This is a genomic window from Rhizobium mongolense USDA 1844 (assembly GCF_000419765.1).
Classification (GTDB): Bacteria; Pseudomonadota; Alphaproteobacteria; order Rhizobiales; family Rhizobiaceae; genus Rhizobium; species Rhizobium mongolense.
The window spans coordinates 208,897-231,956 of record NZ_ATTQ01000004.1 but is presented as its reverse complement, the minus strand read 5'-3'; the positions used below and the strand labels follow the sequence as shown (position 1 = coordinate 231,956).

The following is a 23,060-nucleotide window of genomic DNA, read 5'->3' as shown; positions in this document are numbered from 1 at the left end:
CGCTCAAAGGCGGCCGATCGAAAGCCCGCCACCAGCATCGATCACCGAGCCCGTGGCAAAGCCGAAGCTCCCCGACGCGAGGGCTGCGACGATCGCGCCGATGTCCTCAGCCTCCCCCCAGCGCTTCATCGGCACGAGCCCGCCCGAAATCAACGCATCGTATTTTTCGGCTACCGTCGCCGTCATCGCCGTGCGGATGATGCCTGGCCGCACCTCGAAGACGCCAATCCCGCTCTCGGCAAGCCGCACCGCCAATCCCTTGGTGAAGGCTGAAAGCCCGGCTTTGCTGATGCAGTAGTCCAACCGCTCCGGCGACGTCAGCTCAGAGGAAACGGAGGTGATGTTGACGATCGAACGAGTTGCCTGCCCGGTGCCACTTGCCAGCATCGCCTTGACGACCGCCTGCGTGAAGAACACCGTTCCCCGCAGATTGGTATCGAGCACCGCGTCGAAATTCTCCGGCTTCAGCTCGATGAAGTCGCCGCGGACAATCGAACCGATGCCGGCATTGTTCACCAGGCAGTCGATCGCCCCGAATGTCAGCAGGACGTCCTCGATGGTTGCGGCATGCCCGTCAACGTCCGCCAGGTCAGCCTTCAGGTAAGAGGCGTCGACCCCGAGCGAACGCAATGTCTCGACCACCGGATCGTTCGGCCCGCCATCCTCTGTTCCGGTGATCGCGACGTCATGCCCCGCCTTCGCCAGCGCCTCGGCGATAGCCAGTCCGATACCTTGTCTTCCTCCGGTGACAAGCGCGACCGGCCGCCTTCCCTGTGCCATCACGCGAGTTCCTTCTGCAGGATATGATCCCCGACGCGCAGCGCCTGCGCTGCCACCGTCAGCGCCGGATTGACCGCGGCGGACGTCGGCAGATAGCTCGCATCGACGACGAAGAGGTTCGGATGGTCGTAGGCGCGGCACAAGATGTCGAGCGGCGCCTGCGCAGGATCGTTGCCGATTCGGACCGTGCCGCACTGATGCGACGGCGTGCGCTTGTCGAATGGCCGCGAGAGCACTAGCGGAAAGCCGGCCGCCCTCAGCGCCTGCTTCAGCTTCTTCACCAGCATCAGATGCGCCGGCCAGTTCGTCCGCACCCATTGCAACAGAATGCGCTCGCCATCGACCATGATGCGGCTTTCGGGATGCGGAATGTCCTCGCTCATCGCGTAGAAATCGATCGCATGCGCCGAGAGTTGATTCAGCATCCATTCCGGCACCGACGGCATATTGGCCTTGAGGATGGCGCCGGAAACGCGGCCGAGCAGCTGGACATTGCCGAGCGGCGGCCCGCTCTCGCCGTCCGTGAGATAATAGTCGTTGAAGCCGAAAGTCTTCTGATAGATCGCGTCGTTTCGATAGGTCGGCGAGACCGCGATCACAGCGCTCGAATTGTGGTTCATGAAATTGCGGCCGACCTGATCCGAGCTGTTGGCGAGCCCTTTTGGATTCTTCTCGTTTGCCGAGCGCAGCAGCAAGACGGCGGATTGCACCGCGCCTGCCGCAAGGATCACGAGCTTCGGAGAGACCGCCTCGTCGGAGCCATCCTTCCGGCAATGAACCGTCTCGATGCGCTTGCCGTCAGCCGCGGTTTGAAGCCGTGTCACCCGCGATCGGGTCTGCAGGCGGACGTTCGGATGCTGCAGCGCCAGCGCAAGACCGATCGTCTCGGCATCCATCTTGCCGTCGAAACTGTTCGGATGCGCGTCCCAGGGCGTCTTCGCCTTGGCAAGCCAGCGTTCGATATCGATGCCGAGCGGCAGCGAATAGGGATGCAGGCCGTTCCGCTTCATCCGCTCGCGCACAAGCGCAATCGATGGCTCGTCGGGCACGGGCGGAAAGGCGTAGTTCTGCGAATGCACAGGCTCGGTAGGGTCTTCGCCGATCTGCCCGCGCACCTGGTAAAGCTGCTCCGCGCGGCTATACCATGGCTCCAGCTCTTCGTAGGCAAACGGCCATGCGGGCGAGATGCCTTCCAGATGCTGCATCTCATAAAAATCCTCGCGCCGGTAGCGCACCATGACCGCTCCGAAGAACTTCGAATTGCCGCCGACATTGTAGTAATTGCCGGGATTGAACGGCGTGCCGTCCATCTCGTACCAGAATTCCTTTGGCCGGAAGTGGCCGCGCTGGAAGATCGCGCGCTGGTCGCGGTTCTCCGGCCGGTCCTCGATATGTCCGCCCGCCTCAAGGAGAAGGATATCGGCGCCAGAGGGCGCAAGCGCAGCAGCGATGGTCGCCCCGCCGATCCCCGAGCCGATGATGACGATGTCCGGCTGCTTCACCAAGCGATCCTCCCAGAACCCAAGCCCTTGGCTCAGCGCGGCATCCACCAGCCCGTCCGGGCGCCGATATGCATGTTGAGCGTCTTGGTCTCCGTGTAGTCCTCCACCGCATGTCGCCCGAGTTCGCGACCGAGGCCCGATTGACGATAACCGCCGAAGGGCAGTTCTGCTGCACCATCCATGAAGGTGTTCATCCAGATCGTGCCGGCCCTTACCTTCCGTCCGATCGTCAGGCAGGTGTCGAAGTCGCGGCTCCAGACGCTGGCCGAAAGGCCGTAATCGACGGAGTTCGCGATGCGGACGGCATCCTCTGCACTCTCGAATGTCAGCACCGAAAGCACTGGTCCGAACACCTCCTCGCGCGCCACCGCCATCTCTGGTTTGACGCCGGAAAGGATCGTCGGTGCCATGTACTGGCCAAAACCGAAATCGATATGACTGCCGCCAAGTGCAATATTCGCACCACTGTCCGCGGCGGCGGAAACATAGCCCTGAACCTTCTCCAGATGCTGCGGCGTGATGATCGCACCCACCTGCGTCGATGGATCCAGCGGATCGCCGACCTTCACTTTCTGCGACAGCGCCGCCACCCGCGACGTTACGTCGTCGGCGATGTCGCGATGCAGGATCAGTCGCGATCCGGCATTGCAGCATTCGCCTGCGTTGAAATAGGCGCCGAAGACGGCGGCATCGACGAAGGCGTCGAGATCGGCGTCCGGAAACACGATCTGCGGATTCTTGCCGCCAAGCTCCAGCGACACTTTTTTGAGCGTCTTTGAGGCGTTTTCCATCGTCAGCCGGCCGATGCCGGTCGAGCCGGTGAAGGAGATCATGTCGACATCCGGATGCCCGGTCATCGTCGCGCCGACGGCTGCACCCGCGCCGACGATCATGTTGACGACGCCCGCCGGAACGCCCGCCTCCATCAGGATTTCGCCGAGCACGAGCGTCGAGCCGGAGGTGAGTTCAGATGGCTTGACGACCGCCGTGCAGCCCGCTGCAAGCGCGAAAGGCAGCTTCTGGCTGACGATCAGGAACGGGAAATTCCAAGGCGTGATGATCGAGACGACGCCGACGGCCTCCCGCAGGACGACGCCGAGCGTTCCCTCGCTCAGCGTATTGTAGCTTTCGCCATGCAGATCGCGGGCAAGTGCTGCCGCATAACGCCAGATGTCGGCAGCACCGGCGATCTCACCCTTGACCTGCGTGATCGGCTTGCCAGCCTCGATCGCATCGAGATAGGCAAGTTCATCGGTACGCGCGGCGATCATGTCCGCGGCCTTAAGCAGAATGTTGGAGCGCTCGGAGGCTGTCATGCGCGGCCACGGACCATGGTCGAACGCCTTGCGGGCCGCAGCAATCGCCTTGACCGCATCATCCTTGGTCGCTGCCTTGTAGCGGCTGACGGCAACGCCATGACTCGGCGCCACGCGCTCAATCGTGCCTGCCTCGATGCCCTCCACCCATTTGCCGTCGATCAGCATGCTGAACTCGCGCACCTTCACGTCCACGAGCTTCTGCGGTTTCAGCAGCACCGTCATCACCACTCTCCCTTGAATTGAGCCGGACGCTTTTCAGCAAATGCCGCAACGCCCTCTTTGAGATCGCCGGTCTTGGCAGCCAGGATCGATCCCAGTGCCTCGACCGCCGCACCATTGTCCTCGCCATTGGCCGATGCGATCAGAAGCTTCGAAATCTCCAGCGCCGCCGGCCCGCGAAGTGCAATGCGCGAGGCATAGTCCCTGGCCGCGGCAAGTGATGTGCCGGTATCGACGACGGCGTCGACGATGCCGTTCGCCTTTGCCTCTTCGGCCGAAAACATCTCGCCGCCCAGCACCATCCGCCGGACGATCTGCGCGCCGAAGCGCTTGACCAGCCGCTGCGTACCCGACCAGCCCGGGATCATACCGAGGCCCGTCTCAGGGAGGCCAATCTTGATCTGGCTCTCGGCAATGCGGATATCGGCAGCGCCCGCCAGTTCCAGACCGCCGCCGAGCGCATGGCCGTTCAGCGCCGCGATCAGCGGCATGCGCAGCGTCGCAAGTCGCTCGAAAATGCGGTGGCCGAAGCGCACCCAGGCATGGCCGAACTCATTGGCCTGCATGCCGCCCCAGGCCTTGATGTCACCGCCCGCAGAAAAGGCCTTGCCCTCGCCTGTCAGAATAGCGACGCGTACATTAGCGTTCGCCTCCACCCCGTCGCAGGCCGCGGCCAGCGCCTTCAGCATGTCGATATCGAAGGCATTGAGCTTTTCCGGCCGCGAGACGGTCATGACCGCGATGTGACCTTCGATTGAAACGTTCACCTCACCCATGGAATGCTCCTTCCAGAGCCCGCTTTGGCTTTTCTGGCAGCTTGAGGCCGATCGGCGCTTCGCCGAAGAGAGCGTCGTCCATGACCTTCAGATTGTCCGAAACGATCAACGGAAATTCCGATTGGTCGAGAATATGTGCCTGCAGATCGGCGCCGGGTGCGATCTCGGTCAGCACGATGCCATCCGGCGTCAGTTTCATTACGCACCGCTCGGTGACATAGGTGACATCCTGCCCCTGGGCCACGCCGCGCGGACCCGAGAAGGTCACGTGCTCGACGGCGTTGACGAGCTTCTTGAGTTTGCCTTCCTTCTCGATCACCAGCCTGCCGTGCTCGACGCCGAGCTTTGCGCCGGCATTGAACATGCCCGAAAAGACGATCTTCTTCGCCCGCGCCGTGATATCGACGAAGCCGCCGGCGCCTGCCGTTACGTGTGGACGGAAGGAGAGCTTCGAGACGTTGACCGAGCCATCGCGGCCGATCTCAAGGAACGAGAGCAGCGAGGCATCGAAGCCTGCACCCTGGAAATAGGTGAACTGGTAGGGCGACGGCATGAAGGCATCGGCATTCGAGGCGCAGCCGAAAGCGAAGTCGAGAAGCGGCACGCCGCCGACGGCACCCTGCTCGATCACCCATGTCACCGTCCCGTGAAGTCCCTCTTCCAGCAGGATGCGCGGCACGTTGGCCGAAATCCCGAAGCCGAGATTGACGGCGCTCCCACCCTGCAGTTCCTGCGCCACCCGTCGCGCAATCGCCTTCTGGATATTGAACTCCGACAGGCGGAATGTGTCGAGCGGCCGGAAGATCTCGCCGGAGATGGCCGGATCGTAGAGCGTTTGCGTCGTCTGCTTCTGGTCGGGATCGACCACGACATAGTCGACGAGCACGCCCGGAACGCGGACATCGTGGGGCTTCAATGAGCCTTCCTTGGTTATGCGCTTCACCTGCGCGATGACGATGCCGCCATTGTTGCGGGCGGCGAGCGCCTGGTCGAGGCCGCCGAGATAGGCGCCTTCATGTTCGTATGTCAGGTTACCGCGCTCATCCGCCGTCGTCGCCCGGATGATCGCGACCTGCGGTGCGATTGCCTTGAAGAACAGCCAGTCCTCGCCTTCGAAGCTGATTTTCTTGACGACCGGTTCGGCAGCGGCCTTGGCATTCATGGCGCAGCCTTCGCGCGCCGGATCGACGAACGTATCGAGGCCAACCTTGGTCATCACCCCCGGCCGCTTGGCGGCCGCCTCACGGTGCATGTCGAAGAGGATGCCCGACGGCACGTTATAGGCGGCGATCTCGTCGTTGCCGATCATCTGCCAGATCAATGGCGGCTCGGCGCCGGACGGGCCGGAGGGATAGGAGCCGCCGATGATCTTCTTCAGCAGGCCCTTCCTCGCGATGTAGTCCACGCCTTTGATACCGCTCATGTCGCCTGCCGCAATCGGGTGCAGCGTCGTCAGATCGCGGGGATGGCCGGTCGCTTCGAAACGCTCACCGATCGCCTTCAGCATCAAGTCGGGGCAGCCGAGGCCGCTCGACGACGAGACCGAGACGATCGCACCGTCGGGGATCAGGGCTGCAGCGTCGGCGGGTGTGACGTGCTTGTCCATGTCAAAGCCCCGGCTCGATCTTGACCACCTTGCCGGTCCTGGCGGATTCGATGACGGCAAGGCCGGTCGCAAGCGACCAGACGCCGTCTTCGCCCGTCGCCGACGGCCTGCCCTTCCCAGCAACCGCATCGTGGAAGGCCCTGAGCGCAACCTCGTAGAGATTGGCGCTTTTGCATTCGAGTTCGCTCTCGCCTTCTGCATTCCGCAGAGTCACGCGGCCGACCGGACGCTGAGTCATGACGTTACTGGCAACGAGCGATCCGTCGCTGCCATGCACCTCGAAGCCGGTCTCTGCATATTTCGTGGTGAACCCGTCATGGAACTGCGCGATGACGCCGGACTTGAAGCGCAGTACGCCCATGACGGCATCCTCCAGCCCGGCCTTGCCCATGCCGCCGCTCTGGCCGAAGGCGATCGCCTCGACCGGATCGTCGCCGAGGACGAAGCGCAGCGTATCGGCATCGTGCACGGTGATATCAAGGATGACCCCGCCGCCCGCCTCTGGCCGGTCGAGCCGCCAGCCCTGCAGATGCGGCGGTAGATAGACTGCGTGAAAGACACGGGCCGCGAGCGGCTTGCCGATCTTGCCCGCTGCAATCGCATCGCGCATGGCGCGGTGGGTGGCGGCATTGCGCAGGTGGTGGTTCGTCGCCAGCACCACACCCGCCTGCCTGGCAGCCTTTACCATCGCGTTCGCATCGGCCTGGCTCATTGCCAGCGGCTTCTCGCACAGCACATGCTTGCCCGCCTGGATCGCCGCCAGCGTCTGGTCGCGGTGAAGCTCGTTGGTGGTCGAGATGTAGACTGCCTCGACATCCGGATCATTGAGGAGGTCGGCAACGCTGGTCACCGATTTCGCAATGCCGTTCTCGGCCGCGTAAGTCTTGCCGCGCGCCGCGTCCGCGCTCATCACCGAGACGGCCTCGCCGCGCGCTGCGCGGATCGCACCGATCACCCATTCCCTGGCGATCGTGCTGGCACCGATCAAACCCCAATTCGTCATCGGACTCCTCCTTGAATGCCTGTGCCGCAGCTTTGACGGACGACGAGGCGCACGCTTTTGACCAGCGCTTCGGGCTCAGCCGTCCCCGAATTGATCTGCTTTAGAAGCAGCTGCGCTGCCCGGCGCCCCATGCCTTGCGGATCGACGGAAACGGTCGTCAGCGCCGGCACCGCCGTCTTTGCCTCGATCACATCGTCGAAACCGACCACCGCGAACTCGGAGCCCGGCTCTATTTTTCGGCTTCGAAGCCCGTCACAGGCGCCGAAGGCAACCGCGTCGTTGAAGCAGACCGCAGCCGTCGGAGGGGTGGCAAGCCGCATCGCCCGCTCGATCGCCTCGACGCCGCCCGCCCGCGAGGGTGCCGCTCCGATGGCCAGATCCGCGTCGAAATCCAGACCCGCGTCAAACAGCGCATCGCGATATCCCATAAAGCGCTCGGTAAAGACGGCGGTATCTGGAAAGCCGCCGAGAAAGGCGATGCGACGATGGCCGAGCTTTGCAAGATGCGCGACGGAGGCGGCCGCTCCCGCGTGATTGTCCGATGTCAGCGACGAAACCCGCGCACCTGGCACATTGCGGACGGCCAACACGACAGGGATTCCGGCATTGGCGAGGCCCCCGAAATCTGCAGCCTCCGTGCCGCGGGCCGGCGAGATGATGAGCCCGGAAATCCCGTGTTCGCGCATCGATGCAATGACTTCGCGCTGCCGGTCGATATTCTCGCCGGTATTGGCCAGAAACTGCACGTAACCCGCAGACTGCATGACGCTGTCGATGCCGACGGCGAGCTCGGCGAAGAAGCTGTTCGTCAGGTCGTTGACGACCATACCGACGATCTTTGACTTGGCGTTCGCCTGTCTCAGATTGGCAGCGCCGCGATTATAGACATAACCAAGCTCGCGGATTGCGGCATTCACCTTGGCGCGCGTCGTTTCGTTAACGAGCGAGCTCCCCTGCAGCACGAGCGACACGGTCGACTTTGAAACGCCGGCGGCGTTCGCGATGTCGATGACGGTCACCCGCTCCCTGCTCATGATTGCTCCTCCAAGAATACTCGGAGATAATTGGAACGTTCCAAATTTGTCAAGGAATGAATTGCAGCGCAGTTACATCTTTTTCTGATCGGTTTGGAACGTTCTAAATCAAGGTGATAAGCCGGTGAAAAAAATCTCTACCCGAACACAAAAGCGTACCGGAATTGACAAAAGTGCACTTTGCAGCCGTACTCGACGGTACTAATGAAATGAGCGTCGCTTCTTCTTTTCCCCGAAGCGGCCTAGAACTCAGCCTCGCCCGTCGCGAGGCTTTTTTCATTTTGCGGCCGCAATCCCGGCAATGAAAAACCGCCCTTGCCGTGATCCGAGAAGAATTGGCAAAGGCGGTTCTTGTGCCGCCGCGTCTGAAAGACCGGCGGCTGCTACTTATTAACGGCGGATCAGCGGGCAGCCACGGACATTCGCGAAGGTCATTCGGTCCCAGCCACGGCGGTCACGGCCGGCAACGACGACGCGGCGCGGTGTGACATTGACGACGCGCACGTCGCGCAGGCCGGACCAGCGAGCCGCGCGCACTGCCATGACCGGCGAGCAACCGCGGTAGACCGGTGGCGGACGATGATACTGGACGTCGATGACAACGCCGCGCTCCGGGCTGGCTGCGGCAGCAGTCGAGACGCTGGCGGGGATCGAAGCAATGGCAAGCAATGCGGCAAACGATGCCTTGGCAATGAAATTGGTCATCGGGTTTTCCTAGTTTCAAAGAATGATCGAACTCCCTTCCGGGGATGATTCGACAATAGAAGGCTGAAACTGAATGGTGTTCGAATTGCGTATTCAGGTTCGGTTCAGGCGCTGACATGCAGCACGATTTCGCGGCGATGGGGACGGTCGCGATGCTCGAAGAGATAGAGCCCTTGCCAGGTGCCGAGCACCATCTTGCCACTCGTAAAGGGAATACCGAACGAAACCTGTGTCAGCGCCGCCTTGATATGGGCAGGCATGTCATCCGGACCTTCGGTCGTGTGGACAATCCAGCGCATCGATGGGTCCGATGACGGCGGCACGAGCCGGCGGAAGAAGGCACTGAGGTCCGTCTGCACATCCGGGTCGGCATTTTCCTGGATCAAGAGCGAACAGGAGGTGTGGCGCACGAAGACAGTGAGCAAACCTTCGTCCACGCCGGTTGCGCGGACGAAGCCAGCCGCCTGGTCGGTGAATTCATAGAGGCCTTGCCCCCGGGTTGAGACGGAGATGATCGTCTGGGGCATGGAACTGCCTTTTTCAAAGTTCGACGACAGTTTCGAAGCCGCCGTAGATCATTCGCTTGCCATCAAAGACCGTTTTCCATTCTTCGCCCTGCAGGCGTGGATCGGACATGACCTTGGCCACTATATCGTCGCGCTCCCTCCTCGATCCATAGACGATCCAGGAAAACCCCACCACTTCGTCTTCCTTCGCCATCACCGCACGCGGAAACGAGGTGAGTTCGCCATAGGGCACGTCGTCGGCAAGGCACTCGACATATTTGAGCGCACCATGCTCCTTCCAGATCGAGCCGGCGAGATTCGCCAACTTCTTGTAAGCCTCGATATTGGCTTTCGGAACAGCCACGACGAATCCGTCGATGTAAGGCATTGTCGTTCTCCCATATTCTGTTGACGATCATAGGACGGATGGCGAGCGCAAGGCCCGACAGTATAGGTGAGAAAATATGCGTGATCCGCCGATTTCCAGCCCCGCGGCGTCCCGGCCTTGGCAAGATCAGGCAAAAGACGCGTTCGTTTCAGAATAATCCGCTTTGCACGATTTGCGCCTATTGGAACGATTGTCCCGATCGCGACAACGCACCTGATCAGCCATTGAAAGAAAGCGTCAATGCGCCATTTTCTGACGCAAACGGAATGGCGCATGGCGCATGAAAGCATGCTCAATAGGCTTGCTGGCGGACGCGGTGCCGCAGGCAACCGGGTTCACGTCACACCGCGACCAGAGGGAACAAGAAAATGAAAGCACTTTTGGCTTCAACCGTCCTTGCTGCCGGCCTGATCGGCCTTTCGAGCACGGCTTCGGCCGCGGAGTGTGGCAACGTCACCATCGCCAGCATGAACTGGCAATCGGCCGAAGTTGCCGCAAACCTCGACAAGATCATCCTCGAGGAAGGCTATGGATGCACCGCCGAGATCGTCAGCGGCGACACTGTTCCGACGCTCACATCAATGGCTGAAAAGGGTGAGCCGGACGTCGCACCGGAAGCCTGGGTAAGCCTCCAGCCGGAACTCGTGAAGCGCGGCCTGGAAGGCGGCAAGGTGGTTGCTGCCTCGAAAATCCTTTCGGACGGCGCGATCCAGGGCTGGTGGATCCCCAAATACATCGCCGAAGCCCATCCAGACATCAAGACGATCCCTGATCTCTTCAAGCATCCCGAACTTTTCCCTGCTCCCGAAGACAAGAGCAAAGGCGCCGTCTTCAATGGCCCTCAAGGCTGGGGCGGAACGGTGGTGACCTCGCAGCTCTTCAAGGCCTATGGCGGGGACAAGGCTGGCTTCACGCTGGTTGATACGGGCTCGGCAGCCGGCCTCGACGGTTCCATCGCCAAGGCCTACGAAGGCAAACAGCCCTGGGTCGGCTACTACTGGGCCCCGACCTCGCTCCTCGGCAAATATGAAATGGTGAAACTCGGCTACGGCTCCGAATACGATGCGGCGGAATGGAAGCGCTGTACCTCGGTTGCCGATTGCCCCGATCCCAAGCCGAACGCCTGGCCGGCCGACGACGTTCAGACGCTCGTGAGCAAAACCTTTGCCGATCGCGCCGGCCCGGCCATGGACTATCTCAACAAGCGTGCCTGGACGAACGACACCGTTAACAAGCTCATCGCCTGGATGACCGACAACCAGGCTACCGGCGAAGACGGTGCCAAGCACTTCCTCAAGGAAAACGAAGCCCTGTGGAAGGAATGGGTCTCTCCGGAAGTCGCCGAGAAGATCAAGGCTTCCCTCTGATCCCTCATGATTCGCAAGCAGGCGGTGCTTGACATCCGGGCACCGCCAGCCCGATCCTTTTGCGCGACGGCCATAAGAAGAACAGGGCCGCCGCCGCTTTAGCCATGGGGAACTGACATGGACTGGCTCTGGAAATTTCCGACAATGGATGCCGACACGCTGCGCGTTCTGAAGAAGAACGTGGACGAAGGCTTTCGCGCTTTTACCCGCGCTTACGGCGACAGCATCGAAGGGCTGTTCAGCCCGCTGCAAAGCTTTCTGATCTGGGCCGAAAGGCTGCTCACCGGCACGCCCTGGCCGCTGGTGATCCTGGTCGTCGCCGGCATTGCCTGGCTTGGGAGCCGCAATTGGAAGATTGTCATCGGCTGCGCCGCAACGCTCCTGCTGATCGGCTGGTTCGACATGTGGGAAGACACGATGAAGACCGTTTCGATGATCTTCGTCTGCACGGTGCTTTCGGTCGCGATCGGCATTCCGATCGGCATCGGCATGTCGCGTTCCAACCGGCTACAGAATGCCGTCAATCCGGTGCTCGACGTGATGCAGACCATGCCGAGCTTCGTCTATCTGATCCCGGTCGTCATGCTGCTCGGCATCGGCCGCGTCCCCGGCGTCATCGCCGTCGTCATCTATGCCTTGCCGCCGATGATACGCCTCACCAATCTCGGCATCCGCATGGTTGACAAGGACGTGCTCGAAGCGGCCGACGCCTTCGGTTCATCGAGCTGGCAGAAGCTGCGCAACGTCCAGCTTCCCTTGGCGTTGCCGACCATCATGGCCGGCATCAACCAGACGATCATGATGGCACTTGCCATGGTCGTCATCGCTTCGATGATTGGCGTCCAGGGCCTCGGCCAGCCGGTCCTCAAGGCTATCGCCAACCAGTACTTCACCCTCGGCGTCTTCAACGGTCTCGCCATCGTCGGCATCGCCATCATCTTTGACCGCATCAGCCAGGCCTATGGCCTCAGGCTGCAGAAGCACCGGGAAATCGTGCATGGCTAGTCAGTCGATTGAGATACGCAATCTCTACAAGATTTTCGGTCCGCGTGGCGGCGATTACATCGAAGCCGTCACCAAGGGCATGTCGAAAACCGAGCTCAACAAGGAGCACGGTCATGTCCTCGGGCTGAAGGATATCAACATCTCGATTCCCGGCGGCAGCATCACCGTCATTATGGGGCTTTCCGGTTCCGGCAAGTCGACGCTGATCCGCCACATCAATCGGCTGATCGACCCGACGGCGGGCGAAGTGCTCTATGGCAATACCGACATCTGCAAGATGAGCGAAGAGGAACTCCGCGAGTTCCGCCGCCGCAGGACGGCGATGGTGTTCCAGAAGTTCGGCCTGCTGCCGCATCGCAACGTGCTGCAGAACACCGTCTACGGACTGGAAATACAAGGCGTGCCGAAGGGCGAGCGCGAAGAGCGTGCTAATATCTGGATCAAGCGCGTCGGGCTCGACGGCTTTGCCGGGCATTATCCGAACCAGCTTTCGGGCGGCATGCAGCAGCGTGTCGGTCTTGCCCGTGCACTCACCAACGATGCCGAGATACTCTTGATGGACGAGGCCTATTCCGCCCTCGACCCGCTGATCCGCGTCGACATGCAGAGCGTGCTGCTCGACCTGCAGAAGGAACTGAAGAAGACCATCGTCTTCATCACCCACGATCTCGACGAGGCGTTGCGGCTCGGCGACAAGGTCGCCATTCTGCGCGATGGCGAGCTCATCCAGCAGGGCTCGGCCGCCGATATCGTGCTCAATCCCGCAAACGACTACATCGAGGCCTTCGTCAAGGAAGTAAACCGCAGTCGCGTCATCCCGATCGAAGCGCTGATGGAGCCGCTCAGCAATCCCGCAAGCGACACCGTGATCCGCATCCCCGGCAAATCGACCGTGGAGGAAGGTATGCGGATGATGACCGAAAGCAACGTCACGCACGCGACCGTCACCGCCGCCGATGGCCTGCCCGCAGGCCGCGTGTCGCTGGAAGGTCTCGTGCGCTGTCTTGTCGGGACGGGACGCTAAAACTCGCCGGCCTCAGGCGACTGCAGTTCTTCGATCGAATCCACGCGATCCGGATAGAACGCCATGCGGTCCTTGATTTCGCGCATCGCCGCATGCGGGTTTTCATAGGTCCAGATGGCGTTCTTCGCGCCCTCGCCGCCAGGCGTGATGCTGTAATAGGAGGCCTCGCCCTTGTAGGGGCAATAAGTAGAGTGGTCGGTGCGTTGAAGCAGCGACATGTCGACATCCTTGCGCGGAATATACTGCACCGGCGGATAGGAGGCCTCGCGCAATGTCAGTGCATCGCGCGTATCAGCGACGACCTTGCCGTCAAGCTTGACGACGACGCGCGCCGGATTGTGGTCTACGGTGATCGGATGATCAGGCCCGGGAATCTTGATTGGCTTGTCTGACATGAGCGTTCGCCTTCGAAAGATTGCACCGTCCCTACATAGGGTCGTACCCGGCGCTTCCCAAGGGGTCACTGTCACGCCGCCGCACCCGGGTAAGTGCAGACAAGCCGAGCCCCAGAACGGCGGCGAGCACACAGGCGACGCCAAAGATCTGATGGATGCCGACCGGCTCGCCGAGCAGCACGAAGGCAAAAATGACGGCGGAGACTGGAGCGAGTGCCGTAAACAGCGAAGCCTCGCTGGCGCTGACGCGCGCTAAGCCCGCGTACCACAAGATGAAGCCGCCGACGGTCGGCACCAGCGCATAATAGACGACGGCCGACAGCGCCGCTCCCGAAAAGCCGCTTGCGGCATGGCTTTCGAAGAGAGCCGGAATGCCGGCAACTAGGAAACCGATACCGGTCATCAGCGCCGACTGCGTGAGCGGCAGGATCTCGCTCTGCATGCGCTTGTTGAGAAGAATGAACAGCCCCTCGCAGATGACGGCGCCGAGGATCAGTGCATTGCCGGCAAGTGAGCCGGCTGCGGATGCGCCTGGCGTCACCGCGACCCAGAAGACGCCGAAAGCGGCGAGCGCGATGGCAACCAGCAGGAAGCGGTGCGGCCTTTCGCCGAGAATGAGGATCGAGATTACCGCCGAGACGACCGGCAGCGTGCCGATGATGACGCCGGCATTCGTCGCCGACGTCAGTTGCAGGCCGGAGATCAACAACGTCGTATAGCCGACGCTGCCTGCCCCTGCCTGCGTCACGAGGATGAGCCAATCGTGGCGCGACAGTTTCGGCAGCCGCGATCGGGTGAGTTGCATCAGAAGCAGGAAGAAAGGGAAGGCCGCAGCGAAACGCAGTGCCGTTGCCGTAAATGGCGGAAGGCCTGATGCGATGATCTTGCTGGCGATCACCGTGCTGCCGACCGTGATCATCGCCAGCGTCAGATAGATGTAGCCCTGAAATGCTTTTGTCATGGGATTCTCCGTTTCGATGGACGGAGAAAACCGCAAAGACGAAGTAGCTTCTTGAACGAAATTGCAGGCCGTCAGGCAAGTGCCGTGGCATAGACACGCGGCGTGAGGCCGTATTTGGCCGTGAAGACGCGTGTCATGTGGCTCTGATCGGCAAAGCCGCTGGCGAAGGCCGCTTCGGCAAGCGGCGTGCCGGAAGCGATCAGGCGGCGGGCCATGTGGATGCGCGCCTGGACCAGATAGGCATGCGGCGTCATGCCGGTTGCTTTCGCAAAACCGCGCAGCACCTGAAACCGGCTAAGGCCGCTTTCGCGCGCAAGATCGGCAAGCGAGACATTGGCGAGGGGATCGCCGTCGATCAGGCTCTGCGCCTTGCGGATCGTGCCCGGCGCCATACGCGCCACTTCCGGCATCGGCTGTTCGCGCATCACATCAGCAACAACGCCGAGGAGCAGTTCTTCGCGCGCAAGGTCATCCTGCGTGGAGCTGCTGGTGATTGCGGCAAAGAGGCTCGCGAAGCGTGCTGCAAGGACGCTGTTTTGAATAACGGGGCGCGGAATTTCCGTGTGCATCATCCTGCTTTCGCCCGCATCCTGAGCGAGATCGCCGAAGATCGCCGGATCGAAATAGAGGATGCGCCACGACCGCCCCTCGCCGATCGGTGCACCGTCATGGACCTCGTTCGGATTGACGGTGATGAGATCGCCGGCTTGCGCCTCGACCATGCCGCGCCCGCTCAGCGACTTCTGCGCACCGGAGACAATCAGGCCGATGCCGAATTGCTCATGCGTATGCCGTGCGAAACTGTGGCGGGTTTCCGCCTCCACGGCATCCACGCCGGCCATCGCCGAACGGTGCATTGTGAACTGACTTTTGGCCACGCAGCGTCTCCTTCAGGCCGGACTCTGCCAGCGGCAGGCGAAGCACGCAACGTCTTTGCCGAGATTAGTGAAGTGTCTCAGGCCGGATTTCGTCGGAGAGAATTTTCAGGGCGTCTTCGAGCGCTGCAACCAGAATATCGGTCAGCTCATCACCCTTGTTTTGGAGGAACGCCAGGCTCGTGGCCTCGTCCTGCATTTCAAAGAAGTGTTCGATTTCGTTCGACATCATCGTCCTTTCATTCACCGGAACATTCAGCGATGAAAGCAGACTAGGAGAGCTCACTTGCGCAGGGCTGGTGCGAGCCCGTGTCAGAACTGCGGAAGATTGCGGCTCCGCCACAGGCTGGGCGGGATCGGATCGCCGACATCGACGGCAAACGAGACGACCTTGGTTACGCCCTCGTCCACCTCACATCGGAATTGAACGTCGTACCAGCCCTCGCGCGTGCGGAAGGCACCGCGCCGGACCTCGAGCACCGTACCGCGCGGCAGCGCGTAAGTGGGGACCATTACCGGATTGTAGGCGGGCGATCCGTGAACCAGTTGCTCGCGAAGCTCGGTGCTGCAAAGCTGCGCGGCCCTTCTTCCGCGCGGCATGTTGCCCATGGCGGTCCGGGCGATCGGATCATCCGTTTCGTTCTGCGAGAACAGCGTCTTTGCTTCCTTCAACTCGGTAGGCTTTTCAGCCTTCGCCGTTTCCGTCTGGTCGATCTTGGGCTGGTCCGCAGGCTTTGCCTGTTCGAAGGCGATTTTCGCCTTGTCTCCCGCGCCAGCCGAAGGTCCGTTCTTCTGCGGGTCGATATTGGCCACATCCACCTGAGGCAGATTGACATCGTCCGGCACTGGGTTTGCCGGCGGCTGGTCCGTGGCGGGAGGCATTGCACTGGCCGTTTCGGCAGGCTTGGGCTCTTCCGGCTTCGGCTCCTCCGGCGGCGTCACCGGCGGCTTGCCGGCCTCCGCCGAAGCGTTGCCCGTTTCGGATTTGCGCGGGCCACTATCCTTGTCGCCGAATTCAAAGACGGGCCTCAGGACGGGCATTCTCTGTTCCTTCCCCTCATTGTCGGAGGGATCGTTCCTGGCTTCGGATTTCGGCGGTTCGGACGGCTTCTCTTCCGGCTTGGCTTCCGGCGGAGGAGGTGGTGGCGGTGGCAGTGGCGGTGGTGGCGGCGCCGGCGGTTTCTGCTCAGCCTTCTCCTCGATCTTCGGCAATTCGGGAGGTTTCTCAGGCGGCTTTTGCTCTTCCGCCTTCTTTTCCTCGGCCTTCTTCTCCTCCGGCTTCTTTTCCTCTTCCGGCGGAGGCACGAGATCGACGTTCACCGTCTCCTCTTCTGGGGGCTGCGGCGTCTTTTCAGGCAGCTTCACCAGGAAAAACGCAACGACGGCAATATGCAGCGCGATCGAGGCTGTGACACCCCAACTGATCTCTCTCCAGCGCTTTGCGACGATCTTCTGCATGCCCGCGAACTATGCTCTCCGACAAGGTACGGATGTGGCCTTTTAAGAAGGCAGCATCAAGCCGCAATACAAAAAAGTGCTTTGCCGCGCGGCCGTGCGAAGGCCGCGCGGCCGATCGTCCACATCTTTTCACCGTCACGAGGCTGCGATCCGCAGGCCGATCGCCGCTAGCCGAGCGAGCCTATGATTTCGCGATAGGCAGCCTCCGGAAACGCCTTTAGCGTTTTCGTGCGAACGTTGCCGGCCGTTGCAAGCTGCAGCGTGAACCGCGCCATCACCGCGTCGTCCGGCGCCTCGCATATGGAGACCATGTCGTATTCACCCATCGTCAGAAAGAAATCCTTGAAGGAGCCGCCCATCTCGCCGAGCGCCTTCTTTGCCGCGTCCAGCCTTTTTGCCGAGTCGCGTGCACTGCGAACGCCTTGATCCGTCCAGTTGATAAGCATGACGTATGTGGTCATTGCACACCTCCCTACGGAGGGTTTTGGTCCACGCAGGTATGTGGCGACCTTCGCTCACGCGCTGCGGCCGGTCCCGTCCCCCGTATCATCCGGACTATACCATCGAGGCGCGCGGAAAGCGACGGAATGTCTGGTAACGCAAAAAGAAAGAGCCGGGACGGACCCGGCTCTTCGATCATCAATCAGTCAACCGCAAGGCTGTCATCGCAGCCGGTACGGCTCTTAGCTGTCCAGGAAGCTGCGTAGCTTTCTGGAGCGGCTCGGATGCTTGAGCTTGCGCAGCGCCTTCGCCTCGATCTGACGGATACGTTCGCGGGTAACCGAGAACTGCTGGCCGACTTCCTCGAGCGTATGGTCCGTGTTCATGCCAATGCCGAAGCGCATGCGCAGCACGCGTTCCTCGCGCGGCGTGAGCGAGGCGAGAACACGCGTCGTCGTCTCGCGCAGGTTCGCCTGGATGGCGGCGTCGATCGGCAGCAGCGCGTTCTTGTCTTCGATGAAATCGCCGAGGTGCGAATCTTCCTCGTCGCCCACGGGGGTTTCGAGCGAGATCGGCTCCTTGGCGATCTTCAGGACCTTGCGGACCTTTTCGAGCGGCATGGCGAGCTTTTCGGCCAGTTCCTCCGGCGTCGGCTCGCGGCCGATTTCGTGCAGCATCTGGCGGGACGTGCGGACGATCTTGTTGATCGTCTCGATCATGTGCACCGGAATGCGGATCGTGCGCGCCTGGTCGGCGATCGAGCGGGTGATCGCCTGGCGGATCCACCATGTCGCATAGGTCGAGAACTTATAGCCGCGGCGGTATTCGAACTTGTCGACCGCTTTCATCAGGCCGATATTGCCTTCCTGAATGAGGTCGAGGAACTGCAGGCCGCGGTTGGTGTACTTCTTGGCGATGGAGATGACCAGGCGAAGATTCGCTTCGACCATTTCCTTCTTGGCGATGCGCGCTTCGCGCTCGCCCTTCTGCACCATGTGCACGATGCGGCGGAATTCCGAAATCGAGATGCCGGTTTCCGTGGCGAGGTTCTGGATCTCCTGGCGGATGTCACGGATCGTCGTGTTTTCGCCCTTGGCGAATTCCTTCCAGCCGCGAGCAGCCAGATTGCCGATCGACTTCATCCAGTTCGGATCGAGCTCGGCACCCTGATATTGCTCCAGGAACGAGTCGCGCTTGACGCCGTAGGATTCAGCCAGACGCAGCAGGCGGCCTTCGTTCTGAACGAGGCGCTTGTTGATGTCGTAAAGCTGCTCGACCAGAGCCTCGATGCGGTTCTGGTTGAGCGACAGCGACTTGACGGCCTTGATCAGCTCGTCCTTGAGTTCCTTGTAGCGGCGCTCTTGGGCAGAAGACAGCGTGCCGGTCGCGGCAAGGCGCTGCTCGACCTGCTGGTCCTGCAGCTTGCGCAGCTTCTTGTAGGTCTCGGCGATGAGGTCGAGCGTCTCCATGACCTGCGGCCGCAGCTCTGCTTCCATGGCTGCGAGCGAGAGGTTGGATTCGTCTTCGTCCTCTTCCTCTTCTTCCACGGGCATGCCTTCGCCGCCGACATCGGTGATGTCGTCGTCGCCGGAACGCATGCGGCGGGTCTTTTCCTTCTCTTCGGCGGCCTTGCGGTCAGCCTCGATCTTTTCAGGGCTCTGGAACTGCGGGGCGGCCTTGGCTTCCGGACCGGAATAGGTCGTTTCGAGATCGATGATCTCGCGAAGCAGCGTCGTGCCCTCGTTCAGTTCGTCGCGCCAGATGATGAGCGCCTGGAAGGTAAGCGGGCTTTCACAGAGCCCGGCGATCATGGTTTCGCGGCCGGCCTCGATGCGCTTGGCGATGGCAATTTCACCTTCGCGCGACAAGAGCTCGACGGAACCCATCTCGCGCAGATACATGCGCACCGGATCGTCGGTACGATCGGTCGGCTCCTTCTTCTTTGCCGTTGCAAGCGCGGTGCCGCCGGAAGGTGCGAGCTCGCCGCCTTCGCTCTCGTCATCGCCGCCCGCATCGTCGTCGTCACCGCCGCTCTGGCCTGCCTCTTCGGCTTCTTCGTCTTCGATGACATTGATGCCCATATCGGACAACATCGCCATCGTGTCTTCGATCTGCTCGGACGTCACTTCCTCGGACGGAAGAACGGCATTCAGCTCGTCCATCGTCACGTAGCCGCGCTTCTTCGCGGCCTTGATCATTTTCTTGACCGCGTCATCGGAAAGATCGAGAAGAGGGCCGTCGGATGCGCCGTCGCGTTCGACTTCCGCTTCTTCGTTCTCTTTGACCTTGGTTACCATTTATATCGTCGCCTTCCTGACGCTATTCAAACTCGCTGCGGTGAACGGCCCTCGAAGCCTGAGTGCGCAAACCCAAGCCTCGAATCACCTTACCCACCTAACGGGATGACCTTTAAAGCCCAATTAACCACGATCGCTGATGCCGGACGACAGAGCTTTAGTGCTTCGAAATTTCCGGCCATGGTTATGTGCGATCCGCCTCGACCCAGTTCACCGCTTTTCAAGTCGAACGGTGATTCCCACAATTTTTGTTCGCGTCAAGCTTTTCCACTAAAAAAGCCGTCGAAAACACGCAAAAAGCCTTATCCACAGGCTGGGAACCGCTCAAGCGATTGCTTCGCTTAGATAGGATGTCACCGCAAGAAGACAAGGGGAGCAAGAATTCTTGCCACGGCAACGAGAGATCTTCCTGGTTTTTAGCTGCCGTTGCAGGACATCCGCCGCCTATCGCTATCGGGACGCACCATCGTAAGACATGATTTCCAGACAACCGAGATCGATCGCGGGAATACAGCACAGGTTGATCGATGCCATGGGATCTCCGTTCGGAAGAACGCCTTCGCCGTAGGGTGCAATACCGCAGTTGCTGCAGAAGTGATGTTTGATGACATGGTTGTTGAAAGTATAGGTCGACTTGTTTTCTTCCGGCGTCTGCAGCTTTAGCTTGTCGCGCGGTACGAAAGCAAGCAGGCCGCCCCGCCGGCGGCAGAGCGAGCAATTGCAATCGATCGCCGTCTTGAAGTCTCCGTCCACCTCGAATGCGATTTTGCCGCAGTGGCAGCCTCCTTGGTAGATCATCGTTTTTCCCTTAGTTCCAATCCATCACGACCTTGCCGGAATTGCCTGAGCGCATCGCCTCGAAGCCGTCCCGGAATTCGTCGATCTTGATGCGGTGCGTGATCACAGGCGACAGATCGAGCCCGCCTTGGACGAAGGCGATCATCTTGTACCAGGTCTCGAACATCTCGCGACCGTAGATGCCCTTGAGGTTCAGCATCTTGAAGATGACCTTGTTCCAGTCGATCTCGAAACCAGCCGGCGCGATGCCGAGGATTGCGATCTTGCCACCGTTGTTCATCTTGTCGATCATGTCGCGGAAGGCGGGTGCTGCACCCGACATTTCAAGGCCGACGTCAAAGCCCTCCGTCATGCCGATCGCCTTCATGACATCGGCAAGATTCTCCTTCGACGCATCGACGACGTAGTCGATGCCGAGTCTGCGCGCCAAATCCAGCCGGTGCGGGTTGATGTCGGTAATGACGACTTTGCGGGCGCCGGAACGTTTGGCGACGAGCGCGCCCATGATGCCGATTGGGCCTGCACCGGTGACGAGCACGTCCTCGCCGACGAGATCGAAAGAAAGTGCTGTATGAACCGCATTGCCGAAGGGATCGAAAATCGCGGCGATCTCGTCCGGGATGTCGTCCGGGATCGGCACGACATTGGCTTCCGGAATGCAGACGAACTCGCCGAAGGAGCCGGGACGGTTGACGCCGACGCCAAGCGTGTTGCGGCAGAGATGCCCCCTGCCGGCGCGGCAGTTGCGGCACTTGCCGCAGACGATATGGCCCTCGCCGGAGACCCGCTCGCCGACATGGTATCTGGTGACGGCGGAACCGATCTCGGCGATCTCGCCGCAGAACTCATGGCCGACGACCATCGGTACCGGAATGGTCTTCTGCGCCCACTGGTCCCAGTTCCAGATATGGACATCCGTACCGCATATCGCCGACTTCTTGACGCGGATCAGAACGTCGTTCGGCCCGACCTCAGGAACCGGCATGTTTTCCATCCAGAGCCCGACTTCCGGTTTCGCCTTGACCAGCGCCTTCATCATATTCGACATTCGAGGATTCCCGTCTTGTATAGTGCCCAGCTTTGCCATTTCCCTTCTCCCCTCGGGGAGCACGGCACACCGTTATTTACTCGTTAGTCCATTCAGAGCGTCATTCCATTCAGAGCGTCGCTGACGCTTCGGCCCCTCATCCGTTTTGACATCTTCGCCCCCCGGGGAGAAGATGGAGCAAGCGGCGTCAAATGACGCCCAGTTCCCTGCCCGCTTCCGCGAAAGCCGCAACCACGCGCTCGACATCTGCCCTGGAATGCGCCGCCGACATCTGCGTGCGGATGCGCGCCTGGCCCTTGGGCACGACCGGGAACGAAAAGCCGATCACGTAAACACCCTTCTTCAGCATCAGCGCCGCCATGTCCTGTGCAAGCTTGGCATCGCCGAGCATCACGGGAATGATCGGATGCCCCTCGCCCGCCAGCGTGAAACCGAGCTTGGTCATCTCCGCGCGGAAGAGCGAAGCATTCGCTGAAAGTTTTTCGCGCAATGCGTTGCCGTTCTCGATCAGGTCAAAGACCTTGAGCGAGGCGGCGGCAATGACCGGTGCAAGCGTATTGGAAAAGAGATAGGGCCGCGAGCGCTGCCGCAGCCAGTCGACGATCTCGGCCTTCGCCGAAGTATAACCTCCCGAAGCACCGCCGAGTGCCTTTCCGAGCGTGCCGGTGATGATATCGACACGGCCTTCGACGCCGCAATGTTCCGGCGAACCACGGCCATGCTTGCCGACGAAGCCGACGGCATGGCTGTCGTCCACCATGACCATGGCGCCGTATTTCTCCGCGAGATCGCAGACACCTTGCAAGTTGGCGATGATGCCGTCCATCGAGAACACACCGTCGGTCGCGATCATCTTGAAGCGGCTGTCTTCGGCCTTCTTCAACTCTTCTTCCAGCGCCTTCATATCGTTGTTGGCATAGCGGAAACGCTTGGCTTTGGAGAGCCGCACGCCGTCGATGATCGAGGCATGGTTAAGCGCATCGGAGATGATCGCATCCTCCTCGCCCAGCAGCGTCTCGAACAAACCGCCATTGGCGTCGAAGCAGGAGGAATAAAGGAGCGTGTCCTCCATGCCGAGGAACGACGAAATGCGGGATTCGAGTTGCTTGTGCTCCTCCTGCGTGCCGCAGATGAAGCGGACGGAGGCCATGCCGTATCCATAACGGTCGAGTGCCTTTTTGCCCGCCTCGGCCAGCTCGTCGTTATCCGCAAGGCCGAGATAGTTGTTGGCGCAGAAGTTCAGCACGCGCTCGCCGGAGGCTATGGCGATTTCGCCGGCTTGCTTCGAGGTAATGACGCGCTCGGACTTGTAAAGGCCGGCATCCTTGAGCGCGGAGAGTTCGCCGCGCAGATGGGAGATGAATTGCGAGGTCATTGACGGTCTTTCTTCCGATGCTTCCGACTGTCGCCGAGTTAGCATATTGCCGTCGGCTTGTCTTGTTCAGCGCCGAACCGATACCAGCAGGAAGCAGCCTTCTGCAGCAGGATGGAGCCGGCACGCACAACACCGCCCCTTGATTTCGCCGATTGACCTCGCTCGGAATTGCCTCCTT

Annotated in this window: 23 protein-coding genes; 3 read left to right on the top strand and 20 right to left on the bottom strand. The window is 61.0% G+C overall.

What is annotated here, in order from left to right; all coding sequences use genetic code 11:
- Positions 1-3: 3 nt before the first annotated feature.
- The 10 genes from A3C3_RS0109110 to A3C3_RS0109065 all read right to left on the bottom strand — a co-directional run bounded on the left by A3C3_RS0109110 (position 4) and on the right by A3C3_RS0109065 (position 9,838).
- Complete coding sequence (locus tag A3C3_RS0109110) at positions 4-780, bottom strand: 3-ketoacyl-ACP reductase (RefSeq protein ID WP_022714296.1); 777 nt, start codon at positions 778-780, stop codon at positions 4-6.
- Positions 780-2,285 (bottom strand): FAD-dependent oxidoreductase, encoded by a 1,506-nt coding sequence (locus A3C3_RS0109105; protein WP_022714295.1) that lies wholly within the window; start codon positions 2,283-2,285, stop codon positions 780-782. Before A3C3_RS0109105 ends, A3C3_RS0109110 begins: the two co-directional genes overlap by 1 nt.
- Positions 2,286-2,314: 29 nt before the next feature.
- On the bottom strand, positions 2,315-3,823 hold the full coding sequence (locus A3C3_RS0109100) for an aldehyde dehydrogenase family protein (RefSeq protein ID WP_022714294.1): 1,509 nt from the start codon (positions 3,821-3,823) through the stop codon (positions 2,315-2,317).
- On the bottom strand, positions 3,823-4,596 hold the full coding sequence (locus A3C3_RS0109095; RefSeq protein ID WP_022714293.1) for an enoyl-CoA hydratase/isomerase family protein: 774 nt from the start codon (positions 4,594-4,596) through the stop codon (positions 3,823-3,825). Before A3C3_RS0109095 ends, A3C3_RS0109100 begins: the two co-directional genes overlap by 1 nt.
- Positions 4,589-6,202 carry an acyl CoA:acetate/3-ketoacid CoA transferase gene (locus A3C3_RS0109090; protein WP_022714292.1) on the bottom strand — a complete coding sequence of 538 codons (1,614 nt, stop codon included), beginning with the start codon at positions 6,200-6,202 and terminating at the stop codon, positions 4,589-4,591. Before A3C3_RS0109090 ends, A3C3_RS0109095 begins: the two co-directional genes overlap by 8 nt.
- A 1-nt stretch (position 6,203) precedes the next feature.
- Positions 6,204-7,205, bottom strand: a complete 1,002-nt coding sequence (locus tag A3C3_RS0109085) for a Gfo/Idh/MocA family protein (protein ID WP_022714291.1) — start codon at positions 7,203-7,205, stop codon at positions 6,204-6,206.
- A complete protein-coding gene (locus A3C3_RS0109080; RefSeq protein WP_022714290.1) occupies positions 7,202-8,239 on the bottom strand; it encodes a LacI family DNA-binding transcriptional regulator in 1,038 nt (345 codons plus the stop codon). Before A3C3_RS0109080 ends, A3C3_RS0109085 begins: the two co-directional genes overlap by 4 nt.
- Before the next feature lie 390 nt (positions 8,240-8,629).
- The gene (locus A3C3_RS0109075; protein ID WP_022714289.1) at positions 8,630-8,944 is read right to left on the bottom strand and encodes a hypothetical protein; all 315 of its coding nucleotides are present in this window, start codon (positions 8,942-8,944) and stop codon (positions 8,630-8,632) included.
- 104 nt (positions 8,945-9,048) lie between these two features.
- Complete coding sequence (locus tag A3C3_RS0109070) at positions 9,049-9,471, bottom strand: secondary thiamine-phosphate synthase enzyme YjbQ (RefSeq protein ID WP_022714288.1); 423 nt, start codon at positions 9,469-9,471, stop codon at positions 9,049-9,051.
- A 13-nt stretch (positions 9,472-9,484) separates the two neighbouring features.
- A complete protein-coding gene (locus A3C3_RS0109065) occupies positions 9,485-9,838 on the bottom strand; it encodes a DUF1428 domain-containing protein (RefSeq protein ID WP_022714287.1) in 354 nt (117 codons plus the stop codon).
- A gap of 368 nt (positions 9,839-10,206) precedes the next feature.
- Here A3C3_RS0109065 and A3C3_RS0109055 point away from each other — a divergent pair, with 368 nt between their 5' ends.
- The 3 genes from A3C3_RS0109055 (at position 10,207) to A3C3_RS0109045 (ending at position 13,234) form a co-directional block, all read left to right on the top strand.
- Positions 10,207-11,205, top strand: a complete 999-nt coding sequence (locus A3C3_RS0109055) for an ABC transporter substrate-binding protein (RefSeq protein WP_022714285.1) — start codon at positions 10,207-10,209, stop codon at positions 11,203-11,205.
- Between the two features lie 117 nt (positions 11,206-11,322).
- Entirely contained in the window at positions 11,323-12,210 is an 888-nt protein-coding gene (locus A3C3_RS0109050) for an ABC transporter permease (protein WP_022714284.1), read from the top strand.
- Entirely contained in the window at positions 12,203-13,234 is a 1,032-nt protein-coding gene (locus A3C3_RS0109045; protein WP_022714283.1) for a quaternary amine ABC transporter ATP-binding protein, read from the top strand. The genes A3C3_RS0109050 and A3C3_RS0109045 overlap by 8 nt, the downstream gene beginning before the upstream one ends.
- Here A3C3_RS0109045 and A3C3_RS0109040 read toward each other — a convergent pair.
- From A3C3_RS0109040 to A3C3_RS0108995, 10 genes are all read right to left on the bottom strand, one after another.
- Positions 13,231-13,629, bottom strand: coding sequence for a DUF427 domain-containing protein (locus A3C3_RS0109040; RefSeq protein ID WP_022714282.1), 399 nt, complete (start codon positions 13,627-13,629; stop codon positions 13,231-13,233). The genes A3C3_RS0109045 and A3C3_RS0109040 overlap by 4 nt on opposite strands.
- Positions 13,630-13,660: 31 nt before the next feature.
- Positions 13,661-14,590 carry a DMT family transporter gene (locus A3C3_RS0109035; protein WP_022714281.1) on the bottom strand — a complete coding sequence of 310 codons (930 nt, stop codon included), beginning with the start codon at positions 14,588-14,590 and terminating at the stop codon, positions 13,661-13,663.
- A gap of 71 nt (positions 14,591-14,661) precedes the next feature.
- The gene (locus tag A3C3_RS0109030) at positions 14,662-15,468 is read right to left on the bottom strand and encodes an AraC family transcriptional regulator (RefSeq protein WP_022714280.1); all 807 of its coding nucleotides are present in this window, start codon (positions 15,466-15,468) and stop codon (positions 14,662-14,664) included.
- Between the two features lie 64 nt (positions 15,469-15,532).
- Positions 15,533-15,697 carry a hypothetical protein gene (locus tag A3C3_RS45120; protein WP_022714279.1) on the bottom strand — a complete coding sequence of 55 codons (165 nt, stop codon included), beginning with the start codon at positions 15,695-15,697 and terminating at the stop codon, positions 15,533-15,535.
- Positions 15,698-15,777: 80 nt separating this feature from the next.
- Positions 15,778-16,923: a DUF930 domain-containing protein gene (locus A3C3_RS0109020; RefSeq protein ID WP_022714278.1), complete on the bottom strand. Its 1,146-nt coding sequence runs from the start codon at positions 16,921-16,923 to the stop codon at positions 15,778-15,780.
- A gap of 167 nt (positions 16,924-17,090) precedes the next feature.
- On the bottom strand, positions 17,091-17,384 hold the full coding sequence (locus A3C3_RS0109015; protein ID WP_022714277.1) for a GYD domain-containing protein: 294 nt from the start codon (positions 17,382-17,384) through the stop codon (positions 17,091-17,093).
- A gap of 222 nt (positions 17,385-17,606) precedes the next feature.
- Positions 17,607-19,661 carry an RNA polymerase sigma factor RpoD gene (rpoD, locus tag A3C3_RS0109010; RefSeq protein ID WP_022714276.1) on the bottom strand — a complete coding sequence of 685 codons (2,055 nt, stop codon included), beginning with the start codon at positions 19,659-19,661 and terminating at the stop codon, positions 17,607-17,609.
- 450 nt (positions 19,662-20,111) lie between these two features.
- The gene (locus A3C3_RS0109005; protein WP_022714275.1) at positions 20,112-20,459 is read right to left on the bottom strand and encodes a GFA family protein; all 348 of its coding nucleotides are present in this window, start codon (positions 20,457-20,459) and stop codon (positions 20,112-20,114) included.
- 10 nt (positions 20,460-20,469) lie between these two features.
- Positions 20,470-21,507 carry an L-threonine 3-dehydrogenase gene (gene tdh / locus A3C3_RS0109000; RefSeq protein ID WP_022714274.1) on the bottom strand — a complete coding sequence of 346 codons (1,038 nt, stop codon included), beginning with the start codon at positions 21,505-21,507 and terminating at the stop codon, positions 20,470-20,472.
- A 187-nt stretch (positions 21,508-21,694) separates the two neighbouring features.
- Complete coding sequence (locus tag A3C3_RS0108995) at positions 21,695-22,882, bottom strand: glycine C-acetyltransferase (RefSeq protein WP_022714273.1); 1,188 nt, start codon at positions 22,880-22,882, stop codon at positions 21,695-21,697.
- Between the last annotated feature and the right edge of the window lie 178 nt (positions 22,883-23,060).

What these genes read in the sequence shown, in the direction of transcription:
- rpoD (WP_022714276.1), bottom strand. Translation starts at nt 19,661, where the DNA reads ATGGTAACCAAGGTCAAAGAGAACGAAGAAGCGGAAGTCGAACGCGAC.
- A3C3_RS45120 (WP_022714279.1), bottom strand. Translation starts at nt 15,697, where the DNA reads ATGATGTCGAACGAAATCGAACACTTCTTTGAAATGCAGGACGAGGCC.
- A3C3_RS0109020 (WP_022714278.1), bottom strand. Translation starts at nt 16,923, where the DNA reads ATGCAGAAGATCGTCGCAAAGCGCTGGAGAGAGATCAGTTGGGGTGTC.
- tdh (WP_022714274.1), bottom strand. Translation starts at nt 21,507, where the DNA reads ATGTCGAATATGATGAAGGCGCTGGTCAAGGCGAAACCGGAAGTCGGG.
- A3C3_RS0109075 (WP_022714289.1), bottom strand. Translation starts at nt 8,944, where the DNA reads ATGACCAATTTCATTGCCAAGGCATCGTTTGCCGCATTGCTTGCCATT.
- A3C3_RS0109110 (WP_022714296.1), bottom strand. Translation starts at nt 780, where the DNA reads ATGGCACAGGGAAGGCGGCCGGTCGCGCTTGTCACCGGAGGAAGACAA.
- A3C3_RS0109065 (WP_022714287.1), bottom strand. Translation starts at nt 9,838, where the DNA reads ATGCCTTACATCGACGGATTCGTCGTGGCTGTTCCGAAAGCCAATATC.
- A3C3_RS0109005 (WP_022714275.1), bottom strand. Translation starts at nt 20,459, where the DNA reads ATGATCTACCAAGGAGGCTGCCACTGCGGCAAAATCGCATTCGAGGTG.
- A3C3_RS0109095 (WP_022714293.1), bottom strand. Translation starts at nt 4,596, where the DNA reads ATGGGTGAGGTGAACGTTTCAATCGAAGGTCACATCGCGGTCATGACC.
- A3C3_RS0109070 (WP_022714288.1), bottom strand. Translation starts at nt 9,471, where the DNA reads ATGCCCCAGACGATCATCTCCGTCTCAACCCGGGGGCAAGGCCTCTAT.
- A3C3_RS0109050 (WP_022714284.1), top strand. Translation starts at nt 11,323, where the DNA reads ATGGACTGGCTCTGGAAATTTCCGACAATGGATGCCGACACGCTGCGC.
- A3C3_RS0109035 (WP_022714281.1), bottom strand. Translation starts at nt 14,590, where the DNA reads ATGACAAAAGCATTTCAGGGCTACATCTATCTGACGCTGGCGATGATC.
- A3C3_RS0109100 (WP_022714294.1), bottom strand. Translation starts at nt 3,823, where the DNA reads ATGACGGTGCTGCTGAAACCGCAGAAGCTCGTGGACGTGAAGGTGCGC.
- A3C3_RS0108995 (WP_022714273.1), bottom strand. Translation starts at nt 22,882, where the DNA reads ATGACCTCGCAATTCATCTCCCATCTGCGCGGCGAACTCTCCGCGCTC.
- A3C3_RS0109085 (WP_022714291.1), bottom strand. Translation starts at nt 7,205, where the DNA reads ATGACGAATTGGGGTTTGATCGGTGCCAGCACGATCGCCAGGGAATGG.
- A3C3_RS0109090 (WP_022714292.1), bottom strand. Translation starts at nt 6,202, where the DNA reads ATGGACAAGCACGTCACACCCGCCGACGCTGCAGCCCTGATCCCCGAC.
- A3C3_RS0109015 (WP_022714277.1), bottom strand. Translation starts at nt 17,384, where the DNA reads ATGACCACATACGTCATGCTTATCAACTGGACGGATCAAGGCGTTCGC.
- A3C3_RS0109045 (WP_022714283.1), top strand. Translation starts at nt 12,203, where the DNA reads ATGGCTAGTCAGTCGATTGAGATACGCAATCTCTACAAGATTTTCGGT.
- A3C3_RS0109040 (WP_022714282.1), bottom strand. Translation starts at nt 13,629, where the DNA reads ATGTCAGACAAGCCAATCAAGATTCCCGGGCCTGATCATCCGATCACC.
- A3C3_RS0109055 (WP_022714285.1), top strand. Translation starts at nt 10,207, where the DNA reads ATGAAAGCACTTTTGGCTTCAACCGTCCTTGCTGCCGGCCTGATCGGC.
- A3C3_RS0109080 (WP_022714290.1), bottom strand. Translation starts at nt 8,239, where the DNA reads ATGAGCAGGGAGCGGGTGACCGTCATCGACATCGCGAACGCCGCCGGC.